The sequence below is a fragment of the Micromonospora mangrovicola genome (assembly GCF_047200535.1).
Lineage (GTDB): Bacteria > Actinomycetota > Actinomycetes > Mycobacteriales > Micromonosporaceae > Micromonospora.
In genome coordinates this window covers 15,418-39,961 of sequence record NZ_JBJZOG010000055.1, presented here as the reverse complement: position 1 = coordinate 39,961, position 24,544 = coordinate 15,418, and the positions used below count along the sequence as shown (strand labels likewise).

The window sequence follows — 24,544 nt, the reverse complement described above, 5'->3', positions numbered from 1 at the left end:
CAGGATGTGGCCCCGGATCGGTGGACTCCGCACGCTCGCCCTCGGCACGCCCGGCGAGATGCGCGCCAACCTCAACGCCCTCGTGCTGGCCGGCGTGAAGACCGCCACCGCCGGCCTGCTGACCGACGAGTACACCGCCGAGAACGAGGAGCTGGAACACGTCGGCGAGCGGCTGGTCCTGGTCGACGACCGGGACGCCCTGGTCGGCATCGTCGAGGTGACCGGCGTGGAGGTGGTCCGCTTCGCCGACGTGACCTGGGACTTCGCCCGCTCCGAAGGGGAGGGCGACCGGTCGATCGAGGAGTGGCGGGAGGGGCACCACCGCTACTGGGCCCGGGCGGGCTTCCCGGTCGACGACGACACCCCGGTGGTCTGCATCCGGTTCCGGCTGGTCTCCGCCGGGGGCGGCGGGATCAGCACCGGCGACCTGGGCACCTGAGGTGCACGGAGGGGTGCCTCCTGACGTCGCCGGTGAAGCAGGGGCCCCTGCCGACCCGTCACAGCCGACGTAGCTCCGGCAGCAGGCCGGCCGCCACCACCAGCACCGCCTCGTCGCCGGCGTACCAGCTGCTGGCCCGGGGCCAGTGCGTCACCACGTCGGTGAAGCCCAGCCGCGCCGCCCGCGCGACCTGCTCGGCGAAGAAGTCCGCGCCACTGAGCGAGAAGACCGGGGCCGAGTCCAGCGACAGGTAGCGGTCCAGGGTGGCCGGGTCGCGGCCCGCCTTCTCCAGGGTCCGGTCCATCCGTGCGGCGAGGTCGGCGACCGTCGACCACCAGCTCTCCAGATCGTCGCCGCCGAGCCCGGTGGTCACCCAGCCCTGGCCGTACCGGGCGACGAGTCGCATCGAGCGTGGTCCGTTCGCGGCGACCACGAACGGCACCCGGGGCTGCTGCCGGCAGCCAGGGTTGTTCCGGGCGTCCACGGCGGCGAACCACTCGCCGCGCCAGGTGGTGCCGTCCTCCCGCAGGATCCGGTCCAGCAGCTCCACGAACTCGGCGAACCGGTCGACCCGCTGCCGCGGCGGCAGGGTCTCGCCGCCCAGCACCGCGGAGTCGAACCCGATGCCGCCCGCGCCGAGGCCGAGCAGGACCCGACCGTCGGAGACGTCGTCCAGCGCGGTGATCTGCCGGGTGAACGCCGCCGGGTGCCGGAAGTTGGGCGAGGCGACCAGGGTGCCGAGACGGATCCGCGTGGTCACCGTCGCGGCGGCGGTCAGCGTGGTCATCGAGTCGAACCACGGACCGTCGACCAGGTCCCGCCAGCCCAGGTGGTCGTAGGTCCAGGCGTGGTCGAAACCCCACTCGTCCGCCTGCCGCCAGCGCCGCCGCGAGTCCGACCAGCGCTGGTCGGGCAGGATCACCAGGCCAATTCGCATGATCACCAGGGTACGACCCCGGGCCGGTAGGCCCGCCCGGGATCGCGTACTACCCCGCGACCACGTCGGCGACCACGCAGGCGATGTTGTCCGGCGCGCCCCCGGCGTACGCGAGGTCGACCAGGTGCCCGACGGCGGTCTCCGGGTCGTCGGCCCCGGCGAGCGCCGCGCGCAGCGCCTCCGGCCCGACCACGCCGGAGAGCCCGTCGGAGCAGAGCAGGTAGCGGTCCCCGATCAGGGCGGTCCGCAACGCCAGGTCCGCCTCGACCGGGGCACCGGCCCCGAGGGCCCGGGACAGCAGGGCCCGCTGCGGGTGGGCCATGGCCTCCGCCGGGGTGAGCCGGCCCTGGTCGACCTGCGCCTGCACGTACGTGTGGTCCTGGGTCAGCCGGGACAGCTCGCCCCCGCGCAGCAGGTACGCCCGGGTGTCCCCGATGTGCGCCAGAGCTAGCTGTGTGCCGCGCCGCAGGACGGCGGTGAGCGTGGTGACCGGTTGGTGGCGGTCGGTGCCCTGCGCGCGGACCGTCCGGTCGGCCGCGGTGATCGCGGCGGCCAGCGTGGCGAGCAGTTCCGCGGCGGGTGCGTCGGCGAGTTCCAGCGGCCGGAGCGCGTCGACGGCGGCCGTGCTGGCGGCCGCGCCGCCCGGCCCGCGCAGGCCGTCCGCCACGGCGAGCAGGGTGTCGCTGGCGTACGCGGTGTCCTCGTTGGAGTCCCGGACCGCCCCGGCCGCGCAGCGGACGGCGTACCGGAAGGTGGGTTCGGGCATGGTGGCGCCCCTTTCGGAGAGCTGGTCGACGAGGAGCGCGACGACGCGTCCGCGGGCCGCCGTGTCGGCGCTGACCCGACGCCACCAGGCGTCGACCGCCTCGGCCGCCGCCGCCGGGCGGAGACCGCAGACGGCCCGGATCTCGGCCAGCGGCATCCCGGCCCGGCGCAGCGTGGCGATCAGCCGGGCCCGGTCGAGCTGGGCCGGTTCGTAGTACCGGTAGCCCGAGTGCGGGTCGACGGCGGCGGGCGGGAGCAGGCCCAGCTCGTCGTAGAGCCGCAACGCCTTCGGCGTCAGGCGCGCCGCTCGGGCGAACGACCCGATGGTCAGCAGCTCCACGGACACATCCTCCCCGTGCCGGTCACGGCGACCGGCACGGACACGCTGGGCCTTGCCGCAGGGGCAGGGTCAAGGCGTTGACCATATATCGATCACTTATATATGTTGGCCGGGTGTCCCAGATGCGTGAGCCGACATTCCTGATCCTCACCGCGCTCACGGCCGGCCCCCGGCACGGCTACGGGATCATCCAGGAGGTCACCGCGCTCTCCGCCCAGCGCGTCACCCTGCTGCCCGGCACGCTCTACACCGCGCTGGACCGGCTCACCGCCCAAGGGCTCGTCGAGCCCGACCGGGAAGAGGTGGTCGACGGGCGGCTGCGCCGCTACTACCGGCTCGCCCCGGCCGGCCTGGCCGCCCTGCGGGCCGAGACCGACCGCCTGCGCCAGCTCGCCACCGCTGCGGAGACCCGGCTGCGCGCACTGCGCCCCCGCACCGCCTGACCTGGTTCCCGCTTACGCTCCCGACGAAGGGGAGGCCATGTCGCTCATCCGCCACTACCGACGGCTGCTGCTCGCCTACCCCCGCGCCTACCGGCGGGAACGAGGCGAGGAGATCCTCGGCCTGCTGCTCGACACCACCCCTCCGGGGCGGACCCGACCCACCGTCACGGGGGCGGTGGACCTGGTCCGCGCCGGGCTGCGCTGCCGGCTCGGCCGCCCGGCCAGCCGTACGGTCGGCGTCTGGGCCGCCCTCACCGCGCTGATCTGCGGCCTCTTCACCGCCGCGGTGGCGTCCCGGCTGGTCTGGGAGACCTCCCGTCCGCAACCGGACCGGGCCGAGGTCATGGCGATCTTCACCGAGGCGTTTCCTTCGGTGGTCACCAGGTAGGTGGAGCCCCACCGGCTGGACGAGGACGTGTTGACCGCTCCCGCGCTCTTCGTCTACTACAACCAGCCGGTGACGCTGGACATGTGGCCGGGCCTGCTGTTCGGCGACGGCGGCGAGTACCAGGAAGGCTCGGCCGGGGGGTCGGCGGTCGGCCCCATGCCGACGTCCCCGGCGGAGACCCTGGCCACTGCGGAGCGACGCCTGCGGGCCGCCGGCTGGCAGGTGTACGAGCCGACCTCGACGGTCCTCCAGACCTGCGCCGCCCCGCCCTGCGAACCGCAACAGATCCAGACCGTCCTGGTGGCCCGCCGGGGCGACACCGTCTTCCGGGCCACCTTCAACGATCCCCGCACCTACAACTCGTATCTCAACGTGGAGGCGCAGCGGGCCGCGCCGCCGCTGGTGCTGCCCACCGCCGTGCCGGCCGGCCTGGTCGGCGGTGTGCTCGCCTGGCTGGTCTTCGCCTGGGCCAGCCGGCGCACCGAGGGCCGCCGAGGCATGAGGCCGCTGCTCGGGCTCACCCTGTTCCTGTGGTGGGTGCCGGCCCTGCTGACCACCCCGTCGCTCGTCGGCCACCACCTCGACGAGCCGCACCCCTCGTGGCACCCGCTCTGGGAGTGGCTCGGGCAGCCGGCCTGCTCGCTGCTCTTCCTGATCGGCGCCGGCTGCGCGATCCTGCTGGCCATCGCGCTCGTGCCCCGGAGGGACCTGCGGCCGCTGACCGTCAGCGTCGGCTGAGCTTCGCCAGCATCCGCGCCAGGTGCGGTTCGATCCTGCCCGGCTCGGCCGCGGCGACCTCCCGGGGCGTCCACCAGCGGACGCCCCGGAACTCGCCCGGATCGGGGACCAGCTTCTGGTCGCGGCTGCCGCTCAGCACGTACCAGAGGCTGACGTCGGTGTGCCGGTCCGCCGGCCCGCCGACGGTCTCGGTGACCGTCAGGAAGGCTGGGCGCTCGCCGTGCGGCGGGGCGAAGACGGCCGGCACGCACAACTCCTCCACCACCTCCCGGCGCACGGTCTCCGCCGGGTGTTCGCCCGGCTCGACGTGACCGCCGGTCGGCAGCCACATGCCCGCCTTGCGGTGGTCGACCAGCAGCACCGCACCGTCCGTCACGTCCCGGAGCAGGAAGTACGCGACCAGGTGCGGCGAGGGCGTACGCGGTTTCTCCCGACGGAAGATGTCCGCCGTCCGTGCCAACCAGGCCAGCGTCTCGGCGCGGTGCCGCGCCTCCAGTTCGTCCCCCGGGGTGAGCGCCTCGACCAGCGCCCGGATCTCGTCCCGCACGTCACTCCTCCGGGTGGCTGTTGGCGTCGGCGGCGGCGCGCACGAACTCGCGTACCCGGGCGGTGGTGTTGGCCGCCAGCCACACCGGGCCCCGGAGGATCGGCGGCGCATCGTGGATCGGCACGTACGCGAGGTCCGGACGGGGATGGTAGCGGCGGGTCCGCTCGCCCACCGGCAGCACTCCCCGACCCATCGCCACCAGGGACAGCATCTCGGAGAAGGTGTTGCCGGCCGGCCCCTTCGGCACCGGCCGGCCCGACGGTGTCCGGTCCGGGGTGCGGTCGCGCTTGAACTCGGTCGAGGTCACCGCCGGATACTGCACCACCGGATGGTCGGCCAGCGCCTCCAGCGACACCGACTCCGCCCCGGCCAGCGGGTGGTCGGCGGCCACCGCGAGGACCCGCCGCTCGCGCAGCAGCGCCGGGCCGTTCGCCATGCCGTCGAATGGGAACGACGCGATGAGCACGTCCAGCGAGCCGTCGCGCAGGCTGGACCGCGTACTGGCCAGCGGGGCCTCGTGGACATGCACCACGCAGTCCGGGTGGCGCTCGGTGAAGAGGGTGACCGCCCGGAGCAGCACCGGCGCGGTCGACTCACCGACGAACGCCACCCGCAGCTCGCCGGTCAGCCCACGCCCGGCCTCGACGGCCCGCCGGACGGCGTCCTCCATGCCCGCCACCAGGGGTTGCAGGTCGTCGGCGAGCCGGGCGCCGATCGGGGTCAACCGGACCACCCGACTGGTGCGCTCGAAGAGCGGCGCGCCGATCCGACGTTCCATCTTCCGCACCACGTGGCTGATCCGCCCGGTGGTCACCCGCAGCCGCTCGGCGGTCCGGCCGAAGTGCAGTTCCTCGGCGAGGGTCAGGAACGTCTCGACCTCGTACCGTTCCAGCACGTCGCCCCCATCGTTGACTCAGGGTCAACAATCGTAGCTCGATCGCGTCTTGGTCGGCGGCGGCATCCGGACGAGGGTGAACGGTGAGACCTTCAGGGAGGAACACCATGGACCCCGTCACCGACCACCTCGCCGGACTTGCTCCCGCACTGCGGGAGACCGGCGAGAAGCTGCGTACCGTCATCGACGCCGCGCTGCCGGAGGCCACCGGCGCGATGTGGCACGGCCACCCCGTCTGGAGTCTCGGCGATCGCCCGGGACGGACGCCGGTCTGCCTGGTCAAGTCGTACCCGGCGGATCTCACCTTCGGCCTGTGGCGCGGGCAGGACGTCGACGACGACTCCGGGCGGCTCGTGCCGGGTGCGCGGCGGATGGCCTCGGTCAAGCTGCGGACCGTCGACGAGAACGACCCGGTCCGGTTCGCCGGCTGGCTCCGCCAGGCGTACGAGCTGGAGACGCGGTGAGCGCGGTGCGGGTGACGGGCTTCGACCATCTGGTCCTCACCGTCGCCGACGTCGAACGGGCCCTCGACTTCTACTGCGGCATCCTCGGCCTGGCACCGGTCCGGGTCGGCCGCTGGCGGGCCGGGGAGGTCCCCTTCCCCTCCGTGCGGGTCAACGCCGAGACCATCATCGACCTGGTACGCGGCGAGCCGGACGGGTCGAACGTGGACCACTTCTGCCTGGTCGTGGAGCCGCTCGACTGGGCCGAGGTGATCGAAGCGGGGGTGTTCACCGTGCTGACCGGGCCGGTGCAACGCTTCGGCGCACAGGGGAGCGCCACCTCGATCTACGTGCGCGATCCGGACGGCAACACGGTGGAGCTGCGCTGGTACCCGACGCCGTGAGGGTTCGCGCGGGATCCGGCCGCGCTGACCGGGTCCCGCGGATAAACGGGTGACGAGGCGGGCGGGTCCGTTGTTAGCGTGGCGCGATGCCCGAACTCCAGCGGCTCGACGCCCGTCACGCCCCCGCGCTGCTCCGGTTCGAGCGGGAGAACCGGGCGTATTTCGCGCGGTACGTGCCGGACCGGGGCGACGACTACTTCACCGGGTTCGCCGCCCGGCACGCGGCCCTGCTCGCGGAGCAGGCGACCGGCCGGTGCCACTTCCACCTCCTGATCGACGACGACGGGTCCGTGCTGGGCCGGTTCAACCTGGTCGACGTGGCCGACGGCAGCGCCGAGCTGGGCTACCGGGTGGCCGAGCTGGCCACCGGGCGGGGCGTGGCCGGGGACGGCGTACGCCGGGTCAGCGAACTGGCCCGCGACGCGTACGGGCTACGCCGGCTGGTCGCGTCGGCGGCGCTGGCGAACCCGGCGTCGCTCGCCGTACTGCGGCGTGCCGGGTTCGTCCCGGACGGCGAGGTGCTGCTCAGCGGCCAACCGGGCCTCCGGCACGTGCTCGACCTGGCCGGCGACATGTCGATGAGCGCCGACGAGGTCCACACCGTGCTGGACGCCCTGGCCGCCGTCGGCTGCCCCGCCTGGATCAGCGGCGGCTGGGGCGTGGACGCCCTGGTCGGCGAGCAGACCCGCCCGCACCGGGACCTGGACCTGGCCGTCCCGGCCGAGCACGAGTCGGCGGCGCTGCGGGCGCTCGCCCGGCTCGGGTACGCCGTCGAGACCGACTGGCGCCCGGTCCGCGTCGAGGTCGTGGCGGCTGGGCGGGGCCGGGTGGATCTGCACCCGCTGACCTTCGACGAGGCGGGCGACGGCCACCAGGCCGGCCTGGACGGCAGCAGCTTCCGCTGGCCGAGGGACTGCTTCACCACCGGGACCATCGGTGGCCGTCCGGTCGACTGCATCTCCGTGGACCAGCAACTGCGGTTCCACAGCGGCTACGAACCGCGCGAGGTCGACCGGGCGGACCTGGCCCAGCTGCACCGGCTCGCCGCGGCGGTCCGCCAGCCGTGACCAGGCCGCCGGCCACGCTCTTCCTGACCTGTGGCCTGCCGGGCAGCGGCAAGACCACCCTGGCCCGACGGCTGGAGCGGGATCACTCCGCCCTGCGGCTCACCGCCGACGAGTGGCTGTGCGACCTGCATCCGGAGCTGTCCGAGGCGGAACGCGACACGCTCCGCGACCGGGTGGAACGGATCCAGTGGTCGACGGCGCTCGGGGTGCTGGCGCTCGGCGCCAACGTGGTCCTGGACTGGGGGCTCTGGGCGCGGGAGGAACGGGACCGCTACCGCTCGCAGGCCCAGGCGATCGGCGCGCGCGTGGTGCTCTGCCCGCTGGAACCCACCCGCCAGAAACTGCTCGACCGGCTGCGGCCGAGGAACGCCGCCCCGGGACCCGGGGTCTTCCGGGTCACCGAGGATGAGTTCGAGCGGGCGTGGCACTTCTTCCAACGGGAACGTCCGACGCCGGAGGAGCTGGCGCTGTTCGACCCGATGCCCTGACCGGGGGGAGCATCACGCGATGGACGAGATCAGTGACGCCGAGCTGACCGAGATCGACACGCTCGCCCAGGCCGCCACCCCGGGCCCGTGGTACGTGCGTCAACTCGACGATGATTGGGCCATGAGCCTGGTCGCCGTCAGCACCGTCCCCGACACCGGCCGGGGTGAACGCTGGCCGGACTTCGACCATCGCGAGGTGGTGGCCGCCACCCTCGTCCAGCAGCCCCGCTACGCCGACGTCGCCGACGAACGCTGGGACGAGAACGCAGCGTTCATCGCCAACGCCCGCCGGGACGTACCGCGCCTGGTCGCGGAGGTTCGTCGGCTCCGACAACTGCTGGCGGCCACCTCTGCCAAGCTTCCCGAGGACTGAGCCGGCCCGGCGACGCCCGTGCAGGTTTGCGTTTCCACCCGCTGGCGCGGGCAGTCAGCCGGAGCACGCCGTTAGGTCGCGAGGTGGGCCGGCGCGGCGAGCGGGACGTGGCGCAGCCCTTGGCTGGGGGTCGGCTAACCGCTGGGGTGGTCCGGGTCGGAGACACGGTGCGCCGCCCGGCGTCGCGTTACGTGGCGCGTGGAGTTCTGTTCGCCGTGCACCGAACCGTCCCGCCCGTACCGTCCGGGCATGACCCAGGCGAGCGATCATCTGACCATCCGACCCAAGATCCTTTACTTTGGTACGCCCGTGGTGCTGTTGAGCACCGAGAACGAGGACGGGACGAGCAATCTCGCGCCGATGTCGTCGGCCTGGGCGCTCGGCCAGGTCATGGTGCTCGGTCTGGGAGCGGAGGGGCAGACCGCCCACAACCTGCGGGAGCGGCCGGATCTCGTGATCAACCTGCCGAGCGCGGAGCAGTGGCAGGCGGTGGAGCGGCTCGCCCCGCTCACCGGCCGCAAGCCGGTTCCGGAGCACAAGCGGGCTACGTTCCGGTACGAACCGGCGAAGTTCGCCGCCGCCGGGCTGCGTCCGGAGCCGGCCGAACTGGTACGACCGCAGCGGGTCGCGGAGTGCCCGCTGCAACTGGAGGCGCGGGCCGTACGGATCAACCCCGACCTGCGCGGCGACTTCCTGATCGTCGAGGCGCACGTGCTCCGCGCACACGCGGATCCCGCCATCGTCGTGCCTGGTACGCAGCACGTAGCCCCCACCGCCTGGCGTCCGTTGATCTACAACTTCCGGCACTACTTCGGCCTCGGCCCGGAACTCGGGCACAGCTTCCGATCGGAGACCCCGGTGACTGGGACGCAGGCCTGGCGGTAGGGCCAACCGCCTGGCCAGGAGGCGATCCGGTCGGCTGCGAGACCACCCGTTGCGTCAGGCTCCGCCGGAGGTAGACCGCAAAGAAGAGACTCTATGGCGGCCCGAGCTCCACGACCGCACGAACGCCCAGCCGGGGCCGGCGGTCCAGATCAGCAGCCCGGCGGAATGAGCCAGGCGTGGGTTGACTAATGCGGCGAGCGAACAGCCAGGCCCAAGGAGAAGCCGTGACGATTAGGGACGACGTCCGAGAGCTCTGCCGACACGGCCCGCTGCCCCCTGAGCAGGACGGCTCAGAGCATGCCGATGCCGACCTCGAAAAGCGGGAACAGCTCCTGCACGCCATCACCCCACCCGTCACCCGAGGAGGTCAGGCTCCCACACCACCCGTGACGTCCGAACCACCCGAAGGCTCCAACCCATGGATCATGAGGCTGTGGATCCGGTACCGGAACACTCTCGGCGGGTTGATCCCGAGGCGAAGGCAAGCAAAGAGACGATCGTCTAGCCGGACGTGTCACCCAACATCTGACACCGATCCGTCACGCATCAAGTGGAGCCCGACACCGCCGGCAGCCGACTGTCCGGTCTCAGGACCTTCGTGACGGATCGGTATCAGGACCTGGGTGACGTCGGGTCGTAGCTTACGCTCGCGCCATGAATCTTGATCAGCGTCTCATTGATGCAGCCGTTGACCAGATGGACCGCCGATGGCCAGCTGAGGAGTACGGCGGGGCAGCTGCGGTTTACCTTGAGGACGGTCAGATTCTGACCAGTGTTTGCCTAGATAATCTCAACGCCGGGGTCACTCTCTGCCATGAAACCGGAGCCATCTGCCAGGCGTACACGTTGAACAAGCGGGTCACTGCTTCGGTGTGCGTGGGACGAGAGGCTGGCAGCAGCGACATCTTCGTACTGGCACCGTGCGGAATCTGTCAGGAACGCCTCGCCCTGTGGGGACCGGAGGTTCAGGTGGGTGTCGCCGATCCGACCACCTCATCTGGATGGACAGCACGGACGCTTCTCGAGCTCAACCCGTTCTACTGGGGAGCTCGATTTGCCGATGGTGGCCCTTGGCCGTCTCCGGCGGTCCATACATCCTGACCCGGCTGTTACTGACCAGTCCGTTCACCTTAGTGATCATCCAGCCGGAGGTGTCACCCACGTCCTGATAGCGATCTGGGTCCATTTTCGGGCGTCGTTGACGCTCTCGACCGCACCAGCGCCTCGTCGTGACCAAGCCTGACAACAAGCCTCGTTCCTGATCCACAGCCCAAGCTGTGGGCACCGCCGAACCCCTGGCTCAGCGGTTGTCGCCGCTGCCACTCAGCACGCCACGGCCCTGGCGGCTGGCCAGCTTGGCCAGGTTGGCCGTCGCGATGTCGTCCAGCGACAGGTCGAGGTAGTCGGCGAGCACGGCCACGTACCAGAGCACGTCACCGAGTTCCTTGACGATGTCGGCCCGGTCGATCCGCGACTCGTCGCTGTCCAGGTCGCGGACCCACTTCTTGAACTTCTCGGCGATCTCACCCGATTCGCCGACCAGCCCGAGCACCAGGTGAAGCAGCTCGTTCCTCTTGTCACGTGGAGCGGCGGTACGGAGGGCGCCGCGCTGGTACTCGTCCAGGTCCATGGCGGACCAGTATGGTCGAACCCCTCCCACCCGACAACGCCGCGACCATCTGCCCGGCCCGCCACCGGGTCGACATCCTCCACAACCACACCCCACCAGGACCGGTCACCCGCTCCTGCAGCCACACGGCGGGGCCTCATTGCCATCTCCGCCGTGAGTCCCACCCACCGCGGAGCGGCTCTGCCTGGAACTCATGGTGGAGATGGCGACTCGCGCAACCATCGACTACCGCACCGTCCGGACAGGCTTCCCCCATCTCTGTCGTCGATCCCTGCCCGGGGGCAAACAGCTCTTGCAGCCCGCCAGCGTGGCTGGCCGGCCCGGCCGATGCCGGCCGGCGGTCGCCAGCAGGCCGGGGCCGGGCCGGCGCGGCCCGCTTGCGGGCCCGCGCGGACCGGAGCGAGCACCCGCGATCTGATGGCCCGGATGGGCCACGACTCATCCCAGGCCGCGTTGATCTACCAGCACGCCACCGCTGAGGCGGATCGGGCCATCGCCCAGGCGCTGCACGAGGCGGTACGCGCGGACCGGGAGAAGTCGAAGAAGTCAGCCGGCAAAGGCAAGCCCAAGGACAAGGCCGGTAAAAGGGCTAAGGAGCGTGGGGAAGGGTGAGGCTATGTGCTCGGCGGCGGCGCCGTCCATGGCGTGGACCGCATCTGGATCGGCTGATAGGCCAAGGCTCGGTCAACCACCTCAGCAGCCGTCAACTCGGGGTCGGTCCAGAAGATCAGGCCGGAGACGTAGCCGTCCGGGCAGACGAGGTCTCGCTCAAGTTGGTCCAGCCAACCGCCCAACTCATCGTCGTCCGCGTAGTCGACACTCATGATTCGCTCGACAAGGGCGATCGCCTCGTCTCGGGTCAGCTTCGCTGCCAGGTCGCTCACCCCTCAGCGGAGGCTAACGGCACGCCAATGGCACGGGCAACGATCGCAGGCTACGGAACATCGAAGGCCCTGGCTGGGACTTGCGTCCTGGCCAGGGCCTTCGTGTGGAGCGGGTGACGGGAATCGAACCCGCACTGTCAGCTTGGGAAGCTGATGTTCTGCCATTGAACTACACCCGCAGGCGGCACCACTGTACCTGAGGTCACCAGCTCCGTGCATCCAGGTACCCCCCGTGGCGGCTTCGCCGACCGCGCAACCACCCAGAAACGATCTTGAAACGGCTCCGGGGCGTTCGAGCAGCAGGATGTTTCACGACGGCAACATATGGTCGTTCTCAAATTCGTCGATGGGATGTAACGTCTCCCCCACGTTCTCCGACTCGGCGTGACACACCCCCAGGTCGCGCCGGCAGAAAGAGGTGGGCCCATGGGACTGCGTCCCAACCTGCTGACCCGGCGTGCCGCCGGTGTCGCGTCGACGACCCTCGCGCTGCTGCTCAGCACCGCCGCCGTGGGCGTCCTTCCCGCTGCGTCGGCCTTCTCGGCCGCTCCGGGTGGCTCCTGTGCGGAGCCGACCGACGTCCACTCCGACGCCCGGGTCGCCAAGGGTGGCAGCACCAAGCTGGACCCCAACGCCCTGACCGGCAAGCAGGTGTCCGAGCGCGAGGCCGATCTCGCCGCCGCCCTGCGTGAGCGGGCCGCCTTCCGCGGCGGCGCTCAGGCCGCCGCCCCGCTGGCCACCGTCACCGTGCCGGTCGTCGTGCACGTCATCCAGCGGGACAGCACCCGCGCCGGCGGCAACATCCCGGACTCGATGATCAACTCCCAGATCACCGTGCTCAACCAGGCGTACAGCGGCGCGACCGGCGGTGCCCCCACCGCCTTCAGCTTCCAGCTGACGAAGATCAACCGGGTCACCAACCCGTCGTGGTACCCGATCGTGTACGGCTCCTCGGCCGAGCGGCAGATGAAGACCGCGCTGCGCGAGGGCGGCAAGAACACCCTGAACATCTACCTGGGCGAACTGAGCGACAACCTGCTCGGCTGGGCCACCTTCCCGAAGCGCAAGCTCGACAGCATGGACGGCGTCGTCGCGCTGGGCGAGTCGCTGCCGGGCGGCACCGCGACCAACTACAACGAGGGTGACACCGGCACCCACGAGATCGGCCACTGGCTGAACCTCTACCACACCTTCCAGGGTGGCTGTAAGGGCTCGGGCGACGGCGTCGACGACACCCCGGCCGAGGCGTCCGCGGCGTACCAGTGCCCCACCGGTCGGGACACCTGCTCCGCTGCCGGCCTGGACCCGATCACCAACTTCATGGACTACACCTACGACTCGTGCATGTACCAGTTCACCCCTGGTCAGGCGAGCCGGATGATCACCGCGTGGAACGCCTACCGCGCGCCCTGATCGCCCAGCACCGAACCGCCGGTGCCGGCTCCGTCCTCGGACGGGGCCGGCACCGGCGGTTTGGTCGGGGGTCAGGCGGCCGGGCGGCGGGTGTCGAAGCCGTGCCGACCCCGCCGCCCCTTGGCCGCCACGGCATGCCGGGGCGGGGCGCTCGCCAGCGGGTCGAGCCAGACCCGCACCTGCGGCCTACCGGCGCCGGGCTGGGACGCCTGCCCACGCCGGGTCAGCATCGCCACGTCGACGGTGAACTCGAAGAGCCGCCAGTCGACCTGCGGCGCGGCCCGGCCCAGCTCGGCCAGCCGGGCCAGGGTCGTCGGATCGGTCACCGGCCGGGCCCGGCCGGCCACGTACGCCTCGTCGTCGCTCTCCTCGGGCGGGAACGAGTGCAGCGCGTAGCGGCCGTCGCGTTCGAGGTCGCGCCGCTTGGGCGAGTCGATGACGAAGCAGTAGAGCCCGTCGTCGGTGATGACGGGGGAGACCGGGTGGACCCGCGGCCCGCCGTCGGCGCGGACCGTGGCGAGGTAGCCGAACCCTGGCCCGTACTGCTGCATGAGAAGGCGGATCTCGTCGGCGAGTCGGGGCTCGTCGGCGGCAAAATCGGACCAGGAAGCCATGCGGACATTCTATCGAACAGGTGTACGAAGATGTAGTCCGACACGCAGGTCACCCGTACCGGTCGCTATGGTGTTCCGATGCTGCTCTCCGACCGTGACCTGGTCTCCGAGATCAAGGCGGGCACGCTCGCGCTGGAGCCCTTCGAGCCCACGCTGGTCCAACCGTCCAGCATCGACGTACGCCTGGACCGACTCTTCCGGGTCTTCAACAACCACCTCTACACCCACATCGACCCGGCGGTCCAGCAGGACGAGCTGACGTCGATGGTGGAGGTCCCCGAGGGCGAGCCGTTCGTGCTGCACCCGGGCGAGTTCGTGCTCGCCTCGACCCTCGAGGTGATCTCGCTGGGCGACCAGCTCGCCGGACGGCTGGAGGGGAAGTCCAGCCTGGGCCGGCTCGGGCTGCTCACCCACTCGACGGCGGGCTTCATCGACCCCGGCTTCTCCGGGCACGTCACGTTGGAGCTGTCCAACGTGGCGAACCTGCCGATCACGCTCTGGCCGGGCATGAAGATCGGCCAGCTCTGCATCTTCCGGCTCTCCTCGCCGGCCGAGCACCCGTACGGATCGGCGGTCTACGGGTCGCGCTACCAGGGGCAGCGCGGGCCGACCCCGAGCCGATCCTGGCGCAACTGGCGGGTCTGGCCGACCCGTTGAGCTGAACGACGACGCAGGGGCCCCGCGTCGCGGGAGCCCCTGCGGACCGGTCAGCCCGGGCGGCCGTAGCTGTTGATCTGGCCGTCGTCGACGCGTTTCATCGTGATCGGCTTGCCGGACTGCGAGGCGTGCACCACCCAGCCGTCGCCGACGTACAGCGCGACGTGGTGCAGGTCGCTGTAGTAGAAGACCAGGTCGCCTACGCGCAGCTCGCTGCGGCTCACCCGCCTGGTGACGTCGTGCTGCTGCCGGGCGTTGTGCGGCAGTGAGACGCCAGCCTTGGCCCAGGCGGCCATGGTCAGGCCCGAGCAGTCGTAGTGGTCCGGGCCGGCGGCGCCCCAGACGTAGATCTTGCCGATCTGGGCGCAGGCGAATTTGGCCGCCACCCCGCCGGGACCGCCCGGGTAGCCGGCCGGGCAGGGCGCGGGACGCAGCGGCCCGCCACCGCCGTTGCCGTAGACCTTGAGCCGCAGCTTCTGGAGCCGGGCGATCTCGGCGTCGATCTGCTTCTTCTGCGCCGCGAGCTGGGCCTCGGTGCGGGCCAGCTTGGCGATCATCTCGTCCAGCGGCTTCTTCTTCGCGGCCAGCTGGTCGCGCAGCGCGGCCACGGTCTGCACCTGCTGCTGCTGCCGGTGCGCAAAGCGGTCGAGCAGTTCGAGGCTGTCCACTATCTCGCCCGGGGAGCGGCTGCCCAGCAGCGCGTTCACCGTGGAGATGTTGTCCCCCTTGTACGCGTCCGCGGCGAGCCCACCGACCTGCCCGAGGGCGCGGTCGACCTGGGCCTCAAGCGGGGCGATCTGCTTGGCCAGCGCCGCGGCCTGCTTGCGCTTGGCGGCGAGGTCCTCACGAGTGGCGTTGACCTGTTCGATGACCGGTTCGAGCTTGTTCCAGTCCTTGTCGATCTGGGCTTCGATCTCGGCGACCGACGGGTCGGCGTGGGCCGCCGTGGCGCCGCCGGTCAGGATGACGGCGGTGCCGACCAGGGCGGCGAGGGCGGTGGTGAAGCGGGACCAGCGTGAACGCGGCGCAGCCGGCAGCCGGTCGACCGACCGGACCGACGGCGGCCGCGGGGCATGGTGTGCCACCGGGCTCCGTACTCCTTCTTCCCGACCGCCTACCGGGTTAGCTGACGGGTTCGGGCGGGAAGGGAGCCGCCCTACCGCAGAGGCTGCGGATTCACCCCGGTTACCTGGGTCCCCGGCTCGCCCGGAGGCGACTCGGCGGTGTCCGACCGTCACCACCCGGGCTGGACGGTGAACTGGCGGCCCGACGATTGACCAGAGTAGAGATCGCTGTTATCGATCCGCAACCCAGGGGGCCGTGACACTCCGTACGTAAATTCGCGGTCATGATCGACATTGGTGAAGGTTTCCTTCAAAGCCGATTACCTGCTGGAAAGGTATTGACCGCGAGCCGGGTGCGGAGTGAGGGTGGGAACGCAGTGACCCCCATCCCTGTCTGGAGGTTCGATGCACCTCTCACCCCCGCCGTCGGGCAGACGGATACTGCTGGCCGCCGCCGTGGCGGCGGCCACCGCGCTCGGTACCACCGGCCCGGTGGCTGCCGAACCGCCCACCAACAACGCCAGCGACCGGCAGCAGCAGTACGCCGCCGCGGCCGACGAGTACGGCGTGCCGCAGGCCGTCCTGCTCGGCGTCTCCTACCTGGAGTCCCGCTGGGACACCCACCCGGGCCAGCCGAGCACCAGCGGTGGCTACGGGCCGATGCACCTCACCGACGCAGAACAGGTCGCCTCGACCCCGTCCGCCGCGCACGTGGACGAGAACGAGGACCCCCGGGGCGACGAGTCCCGGCCGCTCACCCTCGACCCGGCCGTCGCCGCCGCGCCCACCGGCGACGTGCTGCCCCAGGCGTCCCTGCAGACCGTCGACGCGGCCGCCGCGCTCACCGGCATCCCAACGGAGACGCTGCGCACCGACGTCGTGGCGAACATCCGGGGCGGCGCGGCGCTGCTCGCGTCGTACCAGAAGGGGTTGGGCGGGCCGGTCGGTACCGGCAGCGACCCGGCGGCCTGGTACGGCTCGGTGGCCCGGTACTCCGGCGCGGACACCGAGGACGCCGCAGCGGCCTTCGCCGACGAGGTGTACGACCAGATCGGCCAGGGCGCCGGCCGGACCACCGACGACGGGCAGCGGGTGACCCTGGCCGCGACCGCGGTGACGCCGGACGAGTCCGGGCTGCACAAGCTGGGGCTGCGCCGCGCCGAGCGGCCGGACGGGCTGGAGTGCCCGGTCCGGCTCGCCTGCGAGTGGATCCCCGCCCCGTACGAGCAGCTCAGCGCCAACCCCGGTGACTACGGCAACCACGACCTCGGCAACCGGCCGGCGCAGCAGAAGATCGAGTACATCATCATCCACGACACCGAGGGCTACTTCGGCCCGAGCGTGAACCTGGTCAAGCGGGCCGACTACCTGGGCTGGCACTACACGCTGCGCTCGGTCGACGGCTACGTCGCGCAACACATCAAGGCCAAGGACGTCGGCTGGCACGCCGGCAACTGGTACGTCAACGCCAAGTCCATCGGCATCGAGCACGAGGGCTTCGCCGGCCACGGCACCTGGTACACGGAGGCGATGTACCGGACCTCGGCCAAGCTGGTCCGCCACCTGGCCCTGCGCTTCCAGATCCCGCTGGACCGGCAGCACATCCTCGGCCACGACAACGTGCCCGGCATCCTGCCCGGGTACGTCGCCGGGATGCACTGGGACCCGGGTCCGTACTGGGACTGGTCGCACTACTTCGACCTGATGAAGGCGCCGTTCCAGGGCACCGGCACGCCGCACACCGGCCTGGTCACCATCGACCCGGACTACGCCACCAACCAGCCGGCCTTCACGGGCTGCAACCAGCAGCCGCCGGGCGTGCCGACGCCCAAGCCGCCGGCCGCGCCCTGCCCGCTGCGCGGCTCCTCGTCGGTCATCCTGCACACCGCGCCGAGCCCCGACGCGCCGCTGGTGAACGACCTCGGGCTGCGCCCGAACGGCACGCCGGACACCATGTACATCTCCGACCACGGCGCCCGCGCCTCCGCCGGCCAGACGTACGCCCTCGCGGACGTCCAGGGCGACTGGACGGCGATCTGGTACCTCGGGCAGAAGGCGTGGTTCCACAACCCGGCCTCGGCGCCCACCGCCAAGTGGGCGGCGGGCTTCGTGGTGACCCCCAAGCCGGGCAGGGCCACGATTCCGGTGTACGGGCGGGCCTACCCGGAGCGGGAGGCGTACCCGGCCGGTGTGCCGGTCCAGACCATCGCGCCGCTCCAGTACACCTTCGCGGCGGGCCAGCGGTACGCGGTCGGTGGCGTCCTGCCGGGCGAGTACTACCGGGCCGTCACCTTCGACGGTTCGGCGCCGGGTGACTGGACCGTCATCCGGGGCGAGAACCGGTACGTGCAGGTCCAGTTCGGCCACCGGGTGATGTTCGTCAACCTCGACGACGTGCAGATCCTGCCGGCCGCGGTCGGCGCGCCGGCCTGACCGGTCCCGACGACGAAGGCCCCCGGTCCGTGTGGACCGGGGGCCTTCGTGCTGATCGGGGTCAGTAGACCCGGCGATACCCGGCGACCGGCATGTAGGCGACCTTCGCGACCTGGACCGGTTTGCCGGTCCGTGGCGCGTGCACCATCAACCCGTTGCCGAGATAGAGCCCGACATGGTGCAGGTCGCTGTAGAAGAAGACCAGGTCACCGGGGCGGGCGTCGGACTTGGAGACCGCCTTGGTCTCGCTCCACTGCGCGCCGGTGAAGTGGGTGAGGTAGATGCCCGCGGCCTTGTAGGCGTACTGGGTGAGGCCGGAGCAGTCGAACGAGTTCGGGCCGGTGGCCCCCCAGACGTACGGGTCGCCGACCTGCGCGCAGGCGGTCTTGATCGCGGTACGCGCGGCGCTGCTGACCACGCCGTCGATGTTCGGGCAACCCTCCACCCGCACCGAGGTCACCGGCAGCATCGCGGTCAGCCGCTTGATCTCGGCGTCGATCTGCTTCTTCTTCGCGTTCAGCTCGGCGACCTGCTTCTTCTGGGTCTCGATCAGGGCGTCCAGCTTCTGCTTCTGCGCGTTGTACTTGTCACGGATGGCCAGCACCCCGGCGACCTGCTTGCGCTGCTGCTCGGCCAGCCGGTCGAGGATGACGAGCTGCTCACCGAGCGTGCCCGGCTTGGTGCTCACCAGCAGGGCGCCGATGTCCTGCGAGGGGCCCTGGATGTAGAAGCGGGCGGCCATGTCGCCGACCCGGTTCATCGCCAGGGCCGACTCCAGCTCCAGCGGCACCATCTTCTTCTCGAGGTTCGCGGACTTCTTCTGGTTGCTCTTGAGCTGGGCACGGATCTTGTTGTAGCTCTCGATGGTGGGCTCGAGCTGTTCCCACTGCTTGTCGATCTGCTTGTCGATCTCGTCCACCGACGGCGCCGCGTGCGCCGGAGCCGTCAGCATCCCGGCGCCGACCGCGACGGCCGCGACCAGGGTGAGGAGACGGCGTAGGACCCGGCGTGCTCCGACCGGTCTGGCGGGCGGCTGACTCGGGGCGTGACGATGAGGGGGCGTGGTTGCCACCGGCACGGACTCCTTTGCAACCGACCGCCGGGCGCCCCGCGAGAGGGAAGGTCGGGGCGGACGACCCACAGCGGTCGGTGCCCCACATTAGGGAAGGCACCGGGTGGAATCAAGGCGACCTTTTGTTCAATCACGTATCTGCGACGGCTTGCACACCAAGGGTATTCATTCACCTTCCAACGATCGCGGTCAATACGTCATCCAGGGTCACCACACCCAGCGCACGGCGACCGTCACTCACCAGCACCATGTGCCGCCGCTCGCGTCGCATGGCGAGCAGCAGATCGGCCAGCGTGCGGTCGGGCGGCACCACGGCCAGCGGCCGGTAGACCTCGACCGGCACCGGGGCCCGCCGGCCCGCGCCCGCGTACCCGAGCACGTCCTTGACGTGCACGAAGCCGAGCACCCGGCGGGTGGACCGCTGCACCACCGGGAAGCGGGACCGGCCGGTCCGCGTCGCCAACACCTCCAGCGAGGCCGGTGAGACGTCCTCGGCCACCGTGGTCACCGTGGACCAGGGCTGTAGCGCGTCCGCCGCGGTACGGCTGTGCAGGGCCAGCGCGCCGGTGATCCGGGCGTGCTCCTCCGCGTCCAGCAGCCCCTCGGTACGCGCCTGCGAGACGAGCCCGGCCAACTCCTCCGCCGTGAACACGGTCTTCACGGCGTCGGTCGCCTCCACCCGCCACAGTCGCAGCACCTGCCGGGCCGACCACTTCATCGCCAGCAGCAGCGGCTTGGTGGCGACGCAGAAGGCCAGCATCGCCGGACCGAGCCAGAGCGCGGAGGGCTCCGGGCCGGCCAGGGTGATGTTCTTCGGCACCATCTCCCCGACCACAGTGTGCAGGAAGACCACCACGCCCAGCGCGATCACGAACGCCACCGGGTGCACGGCGGAGGCCGGCAGGCCCAGCCGCTCGAACGGCGTCTCCAGCAGGTGGGCCAGCGCCGGCTCGGCGATGGCGCCCAGGCCGAGCGAGCAGACCGTGATGCCGAGCTGCGCCCCGGCGATCATCAACGGGATCTGGTTCATCGCGGAGAGCGCCCAGAAGGCGCGCTTCGACCCCGCCGCCAGCGGTTCGATCACCGTACGCCGGGACGCGATCAGGGCGAACTCGCTGCCCACGAAGAAGGCGTTGCCGAGCAGCAGCAGGACGGCGATCAGCAGCTCACTCATCGCCGTCGGGCTCCTCGGGGCGGACCACCCGGACCTGCTCCACGCGGTGCCGCTCGACCTCCACCACGGTGAACTCGTACCCGGCCTCCTCGACGGTCTCGCCGGGTACCGGGATGTGCCCGAGCCGGGCCATCAGGAAGCCGGCGAGCGTCTCGTACGGCCCCTCGGGCAGCCGGAAGCCGGCCTGTTCGGCCAGCTCGTCCTCGCGCAGCACGCCGTCCACCAGGACGGTCCGCTCACCTCCCGGCACGGTCAGCTCGACCGGACCGAGGTCGTCGACCGCGTCCGGGTCGAACTCGTCGGCGATCTCGCCGACCAGCTCCTCGACCAGGTCCTCCACCGTCACCACGCCGTCCGTGCCGCCGTACTCGTCGACCACGATGGCCAGATCGGCACCGGCCGCCTTCAGTGCGGCCAGGACCCCGTCCAGGTCGAGGCTCTCCGGGACGTACACCGGCTCGCGGGCGACCGCCGCGACGGTGGTGGACCCGCGACGGGCCAGCGGTACGCCGAGCGCGTCCGGCACTCCGGCGACGCCGGTGACCAGGTCGAGCGTCTCCTCGTAGACCGGGAACCGGGTCCGGCCGGTCTGCCGGGACAGGTCCAGCAACTCGGCGACGGTGGCGGTCGCCCGCAGGGCGATCACGTCCACCCGGGGGGTCATCGCCTCGGCGGCCCGCTTGTCGCCGAACCGGATGGTGCGGCGCAGCAGCATCGCGGTGTCCGGCGGCAGCGCGCCGGCCCGGGCCGAGATGGCGGCGAGCAGTCCCAGCTCCTCCGGGGACCGGGCGCTGGCCAGCTCCTCCTGCGGCTCCACGCCGAGCCGGCGGACCAGCCGGTTCGCCGAGTCGTTGAGCAGCCGGATCAGCCAGCCGAAGGTCCGGGCGAAGGTCCGCATCGGCCCGGCGGTGGCCAGCGCGGCCGGCATCGGCCGGGCCAGCGCCAGGTTCTTCGGCACCAGCTCGCCGAAGAGCATCGAGATCAGCGTGGCCAGGGCCAGGGCGAGCAGCCCGCCGAACCGGTCCGCCCCGCCGAACGGGCGCAGCAGCGGGGCGAAGAGCCGGGCCAGGGCCGGTTCGGCCAGATAGCCGGTGAGCAGCGCGGTGATGGTGATGCCGAGCTGCGCGCCGGAGAGCTGGAAGGAAAGCTCGCGCAGCGCCCGGCGTACGGTCGCCGCCCGGCCGTCGCCCTCGCCGGCCCGCCGGTCGATCTCCGCTCGGTCGACGGTGACCAGGGCGAACTCGGCCGCCACGAAGAACGCGTTGCCGGCGGTCAGCAGGACGAAGCCGACCAGGGGCAACAGCGTGGTGACCAGAAGGCTGTCGATGTTCGTCTCACCTCGGACGGGATTCTTGCACGGCCCCGCCAGACCGCATGAGCACGCGGGTCCGGACCGTGAGCGCGGCACCGAACGAGAGCGGCGCCACCCCGCAGGGTGGCGCCGCTCCCGTGGTCCGTAGGAGCTCGCTCAGCCGGCCGCGCCGGCCGTCTCCTTCTCGCCCGCGGCGCCCCCGGGCTTGACCGAGCGGAGCAGCACGCTGGCCACGTCCACGACCTCGACCTGCTCGCCGGCGCCCTTGCCGTTGACCCCGTCGTTGAGCATCGTCGAGCAGAACGGGCAGCCGACCGCGATGGTCTTCGCCCCGGTGGACATGGCCTCCTCGACCCGGTCCACGTTGATCCGCTTGCCGATCTTCTCCTCCATCCACATCCGGGCGCCGCCGGCACCGCAGCAGAAGGAGCGCTCGCTGTTGCGCGGCATCTCGGTGATCTCACCCTGGATGGAGTCGCCGAGCACCTCACGCGGGGCGGCGAAGACCCGGTTGTGCCGGCCCAGGTAGCAGGGGTCGTGGTAGGTCACGCCGCCGTCGACCGGCTGCACCGGGGTGAGCTTGCCGGCGCTGACCAGGTGCGCCAGCAGCTGGGTGTGGTGGACGACCTCGAACTCGCCGCCGAGCTGCCCGTACTCGTTGCCCAGCGTGTTGAAGCAGTGCGGGCAGGTGGCCACGATCTTCCGCTTGCTCTTCTCCCGGCCCTCGAACGCCTCGTTCAGCGTCTCGACGTTCTGCTGGGCGAGCATCTGGAAAACGAACTCGTTGCCGATCCGGCGGGCCGGGTCACCCGAGCAGGTCTCGCCCTCGCCGAGGATGGCGAAGGAGACGCCGGCCTCGTTGAGCAGCGTGGCGACCGCGCGGGTGGTCTTCTTGGCCCGGTCCTCGAACGCGCCGGCGCAGCCGACCCAGAACAGGTACTCGAAGTCCTCGACCTCGCCGACCCGCGGCACCTCGAAGTCCAGGCCCTTGGTCCAGTCCTCGCGGGTGTTCTGCGGGGCACCCCACGGGTTGCCCTTGTTCTCCAGGTTGCGGAGCATGACGCCGGCCTCGGACGGGAAGCTCGACTCGATCAGCACCTGGTAGCGGCGCATGTCGACGATGTGGTCCACGTGCTCGATGTCGACCGGGCACTGCTCGACGCAGGCGCCGCAGGTGGTGCAGGACCAGAGCACGTCCGGGTCGATGACACCGCCCTCGTCCGCGGTGCCGATCAGCGGCCGGTCGGCCTCGGCCATGGCCAGCACGTCGACGTTCGCGAGCTGCTCCTGGGTGGCCTTCTCCTCGCCGGTCAGGTCCTTGCCGCCACCGGCCAGCAGGTACGGCGCCTTGGCGTACGCGTGGTCGCGCAGGCTCAGCACCAGCAGCTTCGGCGACAGCGGCTTTCCGGTGTTCCAGGCCGGGCACTGCGACTGGCAGCGACCGCACTCGGTGCAGGTGCTGAAGTCCAGCAGGCCCTTCCAGGTGAACTGCTCGACCTGGGCGACGCCGAACTGATCCTTCTCCGGGTCGGCCTCTTCGAAGTCGAGCGGCTTGCCGTCGCTCATCATCGGCCGCAGCGCGCCGAGACCGGAACCGGCCGCCTTCTCGGGCTCCCGCTTGAAGAAGATGTTCGGGAAGGCCAGGAAGCGGTGCCAGGCGACACCCATGGTGACGTTCAGCGAGATCACGATGAGCCAGGTCATCGAGATGACGATCTTGATGAGGGCGGCGACGCTGACCCCGGCCGTCCAGGCCGGCAGCGCGGCACCGACCGCGTGGCTGAGCGGGGTGGCCCAGACCGGGAACTCGAAGTGGTCGGTGGCGACCTTGAAGCCCCGGATCACGAAGCCGAAGATCAGAACGAGCAGCACGACCCACTCGACGAAGTAGCCCTGCCACATGGTCGAGCCGGTGAACCGGGACCGGTTGCCCGGCCGGTTGGGCCGGTTGCGCAGCCGGATGGCCATCAGCACCAGGATGCCGACCAGGCCGAAGATCCCGATCCACTCGGTGGCCAGGCCGAAGATCGTCCAGTCTCCGATGATCGGCAGCCCGCCGCCCGGGCCGACCACCTCGAAGTACGCCTCGAGCACCAGCAGCGACAGCACGATGAACCCGACCATCACGAACCAGTGCGCCGCGCCGATCACGCTCCACTTGAGCATGCGGGTGTGGCCGGCGGTCTCCACCAGCATCTTCTTCGTGCGGGCGCCCTTGTCGGTGAACCGCTCCGGCGCGGGTTGCCCCAGCCGGATGACGGCCGTCATCTTCATGACCGCGCGTACCGCAAGCCACACCGCCACGGCGGTGATGGCGGCCGCGAGGATCGTGGTGACGATCTGGACGCTGCCCATCGAGTTGGCCTCCCGGTCTGCTGCCTGTCGAGCGGCTCGGCGACCGGGAACGGCTCAGGGGCCGGCCGGCGTTCCGCCGCCACCGCCACCCCGACCCGACCGGCCGATGACCTCGCTCCGCTCGGTCATGCAGTGCAGCCTACGCGCAAGGTTACCCAGCAGTAACGTGAGTCATCTCGCATCCGGCCACGCCGCCCTGCGGACACCTTAGGTGGACGGGATCGTCCCCGCCGGGCTGGGGCGTGGTGGCGTGACGTTTATCCACCGGACGGAGGGGACGAAACCGGTCAGCGACGACCTATCGGCACCGGACAGGACAACGACCCGGACCCCCACGGAGTTGTCTCGGTGGGAGCCGGGCCGGCCGTCGACCGGGTCAGCGCCAGCGGGAGAGCAGGATGAGCGAGGCGACCATCGCGCCGAAGCCCACCGCGAGGTTCCAGTAGCTCCACGAGGCGACCGGGTAAGCCTGCTCGGAGAGGTAGTACACGACCAGCCAGCCGATCCCGGTCACGATCAGCGTGACCGCGGTGATCGGCAGCCACACCGGGCTAGGCTTGCGCGTCGCCGCCGTTGCCGTCGGACGGACGTCCGTCGGCGGGGTGTACACCTTCTTCTTGCGGACCTGAGACTTGGGCACGACGCTCTCCAGAGGGGGGTACGACCTCGTCCGGCCTGACAACCGGGCGCGAGGGCGACGGTCCATGGCCAATAATGTTCGACAGCTAGCGTAGTCCCGAAGGACCGTCCGGGCCACGAATGGGGTCAGGCCGGTGCACGGAGT

28 protein-coding genes, 1 tRNA gene and 1 riboswitch are annotated in these 24,544 nt (G+C 71.1%); of the genes, 15 read left to right on the top strand and 14 right to left on the bottom strand.

All coding sequences use genetic code 11. The annotated features are described in order from the left end of the window. The first annotated feature begins 4 nt into the window (after positions 1 to 4). Entirely contained in the window at positions 5 to 439 is a 435-nt protein-coding gene (locus ACL02O_RS21280; RefSeq protein WP_412819870.1) for an ASCH domain-containing protein, read from the top strand. 58 nt (positions 440 to 497) lie between these two features. On the opposite strand, the gene ACL02O_RS21275 is transcribed toward ACL02O_RS21280, so the two are convergent. Beyond that, positions 498 to 1,382, bottom strand: coding sequence for an LLM class flavin-dependent oxidoreductase (locus ACL02O_RS21275; RefSeq protein ID WP_412819869.1), 885 nt, complete (start codon positions 1,380 to 1,382; stop codon positions 498 to 500). Between the two features lie 43 nt (positions 1,383 to 1,425). After that, positions 1,426 to 2,481: a MerR family transcriptional regulator gene (locus ACL02O_RS21270; RefSeq protein WP_412819868.1), complete on the bottom strand. Its 1,056-nt coding sequence runs from the start codon at positions 2,479 to 2,481 to the stop codon at positions 1,426 to 1,428. Positions 2,482 to 2,603: 122 nt separating this feature from the next. On the opposite strand from ACL02O_RS21270, the gene ACL02O_RS21265 reads away from it, so the two are divergent. From ACL02O_RS21265 to ACL02O_RS21255, 3 genes are read left to right on the top strand one after another with little or no spacing between them, the layout of a single operon-like run. Then, the gene (locus ACL02O_RS21265; RefSeq protein ID WP_412819867.1) at positions 2,604 to 2,924 is read left to right on the top strand and encodes a PadR family transcriptional regulator; all 321 of its coding nucleotides are present in this window, start codon (positions 2,604 to 2,606) and stop codon (positions 2,922 to 2,924) included. 37 nt (positions 2,925 to 2,961) lie between these two features. After that, positions 2,962 to 3,312, top strand: coding sequence for a hypothetical protein (locus ACL02O_RS21260; protein ID WP_412819866.1), 351 nt, complete (start codon positions 2,962 to 2,964; stop codon positions 3,310 to 3,312). Further along, positions 3,313 to 4,050: a hypothetical protein gene (locus ACL02O_RS21255; RefSeq protein WP_412819865.1), complete on the top strand. Its 738-nt coding sequence runs from the start codon at positions 3,313 to 3,315 to the stop codon at positions 4,048 to 4,050. On the opposite strand, the gene ACL02O_RS21250 is transcribed toward ACL02O_RS21255, so the two are convergent. Together ACL02O_RS21250 and ACL02O_RS21245 are read right to left on the bottom strand one after the other, a co-directional pair. Next, positions 4,037 to 4,597: an NUDIX hydrolase gene (locus ACL02O_RS21250; RefSeq protein ID WP_412819864.1), complete on the bottom strand. Its 561-nt coding sequence runs from the start codon at positions 4,595 to 4,597 to the stop codon at positions 4,037 to 4,039. The two genes, ACL02O_RS21255 and ACL02O_RS21250, sit on opposite strands and share 14 nt — an antisense overlap. Position 4,598: 1 nt before the next feature. Continuing rightward, positions 4,599 to 5,492: a LysR family transcriptional regulator gene (locus ACL02O_RS21245; RefSeq protein WP_412819863.1), complete on the bottom strand. Its 894-nt coding sequence runs from the start codon at positions 5,490 to 5,492 to the stop codon at positions 4,599 to 4,601. Positions 5,493 to 5,599: 107 nt separating this feature from the next. On the opposite strand from ACL02O_RS21245, the gene ACL02O_RS21240 reads away from it, so the two are divergent. The 7 genes from ACL02O_RS21240 (at position 5,600) to ACL02O_RS21210 (ending at position 10,253) form a co-directional block, all read left to right on the top strand. After that, positions 5,600 to 5,956, top strand: coding sequence for a DUF1801 domain-containing protein (locus ACL02O_RS21240; RefSeq protein WP_412819862.1), 357 nt, complete (start codon positions 5,600 to 5,602; stop codon positions 5,954 to 5,956). Beyond that, the gene (locus tag ACL02O_RS21235) at positions 5,953 to 6,339 is read left to right on the top strand and encodes a VOC family protein (RefSeq protein WP_412819861.1); all 387 of its coding nucleotides are present in this window, start codon (positions 5,953 to 5,955) and stop codon (positions 6,337 to 6,339) included. Before ACL02O_RS21240 ends, ACL02O_RS21235 begins: the two co-directional genes overlap by 4 nt. Positions 6,340 to 6,425: 86 nt before the next feature. Next, a complete protein-coding gene (locus tag ACL02O_RS21230) occupies positions 6,426 to 7,406 on the top strand; it encodes a GNAT family N-acetyltransferase (RefSeq protein WP_412819860.1) in 981 nt (326 codons plus the stop codon). Further along, on the top strand, positions 7,403 to 7,894 hold the full coding sequence (locus ACL02O_RS21225; RefSeq protein ID WP_412819859.1) for a P-loop nucleotide/nucleoside kinase family protein: 492 nt from the start codon (positions 7,403 to 7,405) through the stop codon (positions 7,892 to 7,894). Before ACL02O_RS21230 ends, ACL02O_RS21225 begins: the two co-directional genes overlap by 4 nt. 19 nt (positions 7,895 to 7,913) lie before the next feature. After that, positions 7,914 to 8,267: a hypothetical protein gene (locus ACL02O_RS21220; RefSeq protein ID WP_412819858.1), complete on the top strand. Its 354-nt coding sequence runs from the start codon at positions 7,914 to 7,916 to the stop codon at positions 8,265 to 8,267. Positions 8,268 to 8,516: 249 nt separating this feature from the next. Then, the gene (locus ACL02O_RS21215; protein ID WP_412819857.1) at positions 8,517 to 9,152 is read left to right on the top strand and encodes a flavin reductase family protein; all 636 of its coding nucleotides are present in this window, start codon (positions 8,517 to 8,519) and stop codon (positions 9,150 to 9,152) included. A 654-nt stretch (positions 9,153 to 9,806) separates the two neighbouring features. Next, positions 9,807 to 10,253: a cytidine deaminase gene (locus ACL02O_RS21210; protein WP_412819856.1), complete on the top strand. Its 447-nt coding sequence runs from the start codon at positions 9,807 to 9,809 to the stop codon at positions 10,251 to 10,253. Positions 10,254 to 10,452: 199 nt separating this feature from the next. On the opposite strand, the gene ACL02O_RS21205 is transcribed toward ACL02O_RS21210, so the two are convergent. Beyond that, positions 10,453 to 10,782 carry a nucleoside triphosphate pyrophosphohydrolase family protein gene (locus ACL02O_RS21205; protein ID WP_412819855.1) on the bottom strand — a complete coding sequence of 110 codons (330 nt, stop codon included), beginning with the start codon at positions 10,780 to 10,782 and terminating at the stop codon, positions 10,453 to 10,455. 426 nt (positions 10,783 to 11,208) lie between these two features. On the opposite strand from ACL02O_RS21205, the gene ACL02O_RS21200 reads away from it, so the two are divergent. Continuing rightward, positions 11,209 to 11,394: a hypothetical protein gene (locus ACL02O_RS21200; protein ID WP_412819854.1), complete on the top strand. Its 186-nt coding sequence runs from the start codon at positions 11,209 to 11,211 to the stop codon at positions 11,392 to 11,394. 2 nt (positions 11,395 to 11,396) lie between these two features. Here ACL02O_RS21200 and ACL02O_RS21195 read toward each other — a convergent pair whose 3' ends face one another. Together ACL02O_RS21195 and ACL02O_RS21190 are read right to left on the bottom strand one after the other, a co-directional pair. Then, positions 11,397 to 11,666, bottom strand: coding sequence for an e9imm peptide (locus ACL02O_RS21195; protein ID WP_412819853.1), 270 nt, complete (start codon positions 11,664 to 11,666; stop codon positions 11,397 to 11,399). Between the two features lie 105 nt (positions 11,667 to 11,771). Continuing rightward, positions 11,772 to 11,845: transfer RNA gene (locus ACL02O_RS21190), tRNA-Gly, on the bottom strand. A gap of 247 nt (positions 11,846 to 12,092) precedes the next feature. Here ACL02O_RS21190 and ACL02O_RS21185 point away from each other — a divergent pair. Then, positions 12,093 to 13,079, top strand: a complete 987-nt coding sequence (locus ACL02O_RS21185; protein WP_412819852.1) for a zinc metalloprotease — start codon at positions 12,093 to 12,095, stop codon at positions 13,077 to 13,079. Between the two features lie 71 nt (positions 13,080 to 13,150). Here the strand turns inward: ACL02O_RS21185 and ACL02O_RS21180 are convergent, their stop codons facing one another. Beyond that, positions 13,151 to 13,693, bottom strand: a complete 543-nt coding sequence (locus tag ACL02O_RS21180; RefSeq protein ID WP_412819851.1) for a pyridoxamine 5'-phosphate oxidase family protein — start codon at positions 13,691 to 13,693, stop codon at positions 13,151 to 13,153. A gap of 78 nt (positions 13,694 to 13,771) precedes the next feature. On the opposite strand from ACL02O_RS21180, the gene dcd reads away from it, so the two are divergent. Then, positions 13,772 to 14,350 (top strand): dCTP deaminase, encoded by a 579-nt coding sequence (gene dcd, locus ACL02O_RS21175; RefSeq protein WP_412819850.1) that lies wholly within the window; start codon positions 13,772 to 13,774, stop codon positions 14,348 to 14,350. 50 nt (positions 14,351 to 14,400) lie between these two features. Here dcd and ACL02O_RS21170 read toward each other — a convergent pair whose 3' ends face one another. Next, entirely contained in the window at positions 14,401 to 15,435 is a 1,035-nt protein-coding gene (locus tag ACL02O_RS21170; RefSeq protein WP_412819849.1) for a C40 family peptidase, read from the bottom strand. Between the two features lie 12 nt (positions 15,436 to 15,447). Then, positions 15,448 to 15,583, bottom strand: a riboswitch (cyclic di-AMP (ydaO/yuaA leader). 236 nt (positions 15,584 to 15,819) lie between these two features. Here ACL02O_RS21170 and ACL02O_RS21165 point away from each other — a divergent pair. Further along, positions 15,820 to 17,847: an N-acetylmuramoyl-L-alanine amidase gene (locus tag ACL02O_RS21165; protein ID WP_412819848.1), complete on the top strand. Its 2,028-nt coding sequence runs from the start codon at positions 15,820 to 15,822 to the stop codon at positions 17,845 to 17,847. A 61-nt stretch (positions 17,848 to 17,908) separates the two neighbouring features. Here ACL02O_RS21165 and ACL02O_RS21160 read toward each other — a convergent pair whose 3' ends face one another. From ACL02O_RS21160 to ACL02O_RS21140, 5 genes are all read right to left on the bottom strand, one after another. Next, positions 17,909 to 18,925, bottom strand: a complete 1,017-nt coding sequence (locus ACL02O_RS21160) for an NlpC/P60 family protein (RefSeq protein ID WP_412819847.1) — start codon at positions 18,923 to 18,925, stop codon at positions 17,909 to 17,911. Positions 18,926 to 19,088: 163 nt separating this feature from the next. Then, the gene (locus ACL02O_RS21155; RefSeq protein WP_412819846.1) at positions 19,089 to 20,093 is read right to left on the bottom strand and encodes a hemolysin family protein; all 1,005 of its coding nucleotides are present in this window, start codon (positions 20,091 to 20,093) and stop codon (positions 19,089 to 19,091) included. Further along, the gene (locus ACL02O_RS21150) at positions 20,086 to 21,393 is read right to left on the bottom strand and encodes a hemolysin family protein (protein WP_412819845.1); all 1,308 of its coding nucleotides are present in this window, start codon (positions 21,391 to 21,393) and stop codon (positions 20,086 to 20,088) included. The genes ACL02O_RS21155 and ACL02O_RS21150 overlap by 8 nt, the downstream gene beginning before the upstream one ends. A gap of 168 nt (positions 21,394 to 21,561) precedes the next feature. Beyond that, positions 21,562 to 23,760 carry a (Fe-S)-binding protein gene (locus tag ACL02O_RS21145; RefSeq protein WP_412819844.1) on the bottom strand — a complete coding sequence of 733 codons (2,199 nt, stop codon included), beginning with the start codon at positions 23,758 to 23,760 and terminating at the stop codon, positions 21,562 to 21,564. Positions 23,761 to 24,136: 376 nt separating this feature from the next. Further along, a complete protein-coding gene (locus tag ACL02O_RS21140; RefSeq protein ID WP_412819843.1) occupies positions 24,137 to 24,400 on the bottom strand; it encodes a cell division protein CrgA in 264 nt (87 codons plus the stop codon). Positions 24,401 to 24,544 lie beyond the last annotated feature (144 nt).

What these genes read in the sequence shown, in the direction of transcription:
- ACL02O_RS21280 (WP_412819870.1), top strand. Translation starts at nt 5, where the DNA reads ATGTGGCCCCGGATCGGTGGACTCCGCACGCTCGCCCTCGGCACGCCC.
- ACL02O_RS21260 (WP_412819866.1), top strand. Translation starts at nt 2,962, where the DNA reads ATGTCGCTCATCCGCCACTACCGACGGCTGCTGCTCGCCTACCCCCGC.
- ACL02O_RS21215 (WP_412819857.1), top strand. Translation starts at nt 8,517, where the DNA reads ATGACCCAGGCGAGCGATCATCTGACCATCCGACCCAAGATCCTTTAC.
- ACL02O_RS21155 (WP_412819846.1), bottom strand. Translation starts at nt 20,093, where the DNA reads ATGAGTGAGCTGCTGATCGCCGTCCTGCTGCTGCTCGGCAACGCCTTC.
- ACL02O_RS21185 (WP_412819852.1), top strand. Translation starts at nt 12,093, where the DNA reads ATGGGACTGCGTCCCAACCTGCTGACCCGGCGTGCCGCCGGTGTCGCG.
- ACL02O_RS21240 (WP_412819862.1), top strand. Translation starts at nt 5,600, where the DNA reads ATGGACCCCGTCACCGACCACCTCGCCGGACTTGCTCCCGCACTGCGG.
- ACL02O_RS21210 (WP_412819856.1), top strand. Translation starts at nt 9,807, where the DNA reads ATGAATCTTGATCAGCGTCTCATTGATGCAGCCGTTGACCAGATGGAC.
- ACL02O_RS21200 (WP_412819854.1), top strand. Translation starts at nt 11,209, where the DNA reads ATGGGCCACGACTCATCCCAGGCCGCGTTGATCTACCAGCACGCCACC.
- ACL02O_RS21180 (WP_412819851.1), bottom strand. Translation starts at nt 13,693, where the DNA reads ATGGCTTCCTGGTCCGATTTTGCCGCCGACGAGCCCCGACTCGCCGAC.
- ACL02O_RS21220 (WP_412819858.1), top strand. Translation starts at nt 7,914, where the DNA reads ATGGACGAGATCAGTGACGCCGAGCTGACCGAGATCGACACGCTCGCC.
- ACL02O_RS21265 (WP_412819867.1), top strand. Translation starts at nt 2,604, where the DNA reads ATGCGTGAGCCGACATTCCTGATCCTCACCGCGCTCACGGCCGGCCCC.
- dcd (WP_412819850.1), top strand. Translation starts at nt 13,772, where the DNA reads ATGCTGCTCTCCGACCGTGACCTGGTCTCCGAGATCAAGGCGGGCACG.
- ACL02O_RS21205 (WP_412819855.1), bottom strand. Translation starts at nt 10,782, where the DNA reads ATGGACCTGGACGAGTACCAGCGCGGCGCCCTCCGTACCGCCGCTCCA.
- ACL02O_RS21145 (WP_412819844.1), bottom strand. Translation starts at nt 23,760, where the DNA reads ATGGGCAGCGTCCAGATCGTCACCACGATCCTCGCGGCCGCCATCACC.
- ACL02O_RS21230 (WP_412819860.1), top strand. Translation starts at nt 6,426, where the DNA reads ATGCCCGAACTCCAGCGGCTCGACGCCCGTCACGCCCCCGCGCTGCTC.
- ACL02O_RS21165 (WP_412819848.1), top strand. Translation starts at nt 15,820, where the DNA reads ATGCACCTCTCACCCCCGCCGTCGGGCAGACGGATACTGCTGGCCGCC.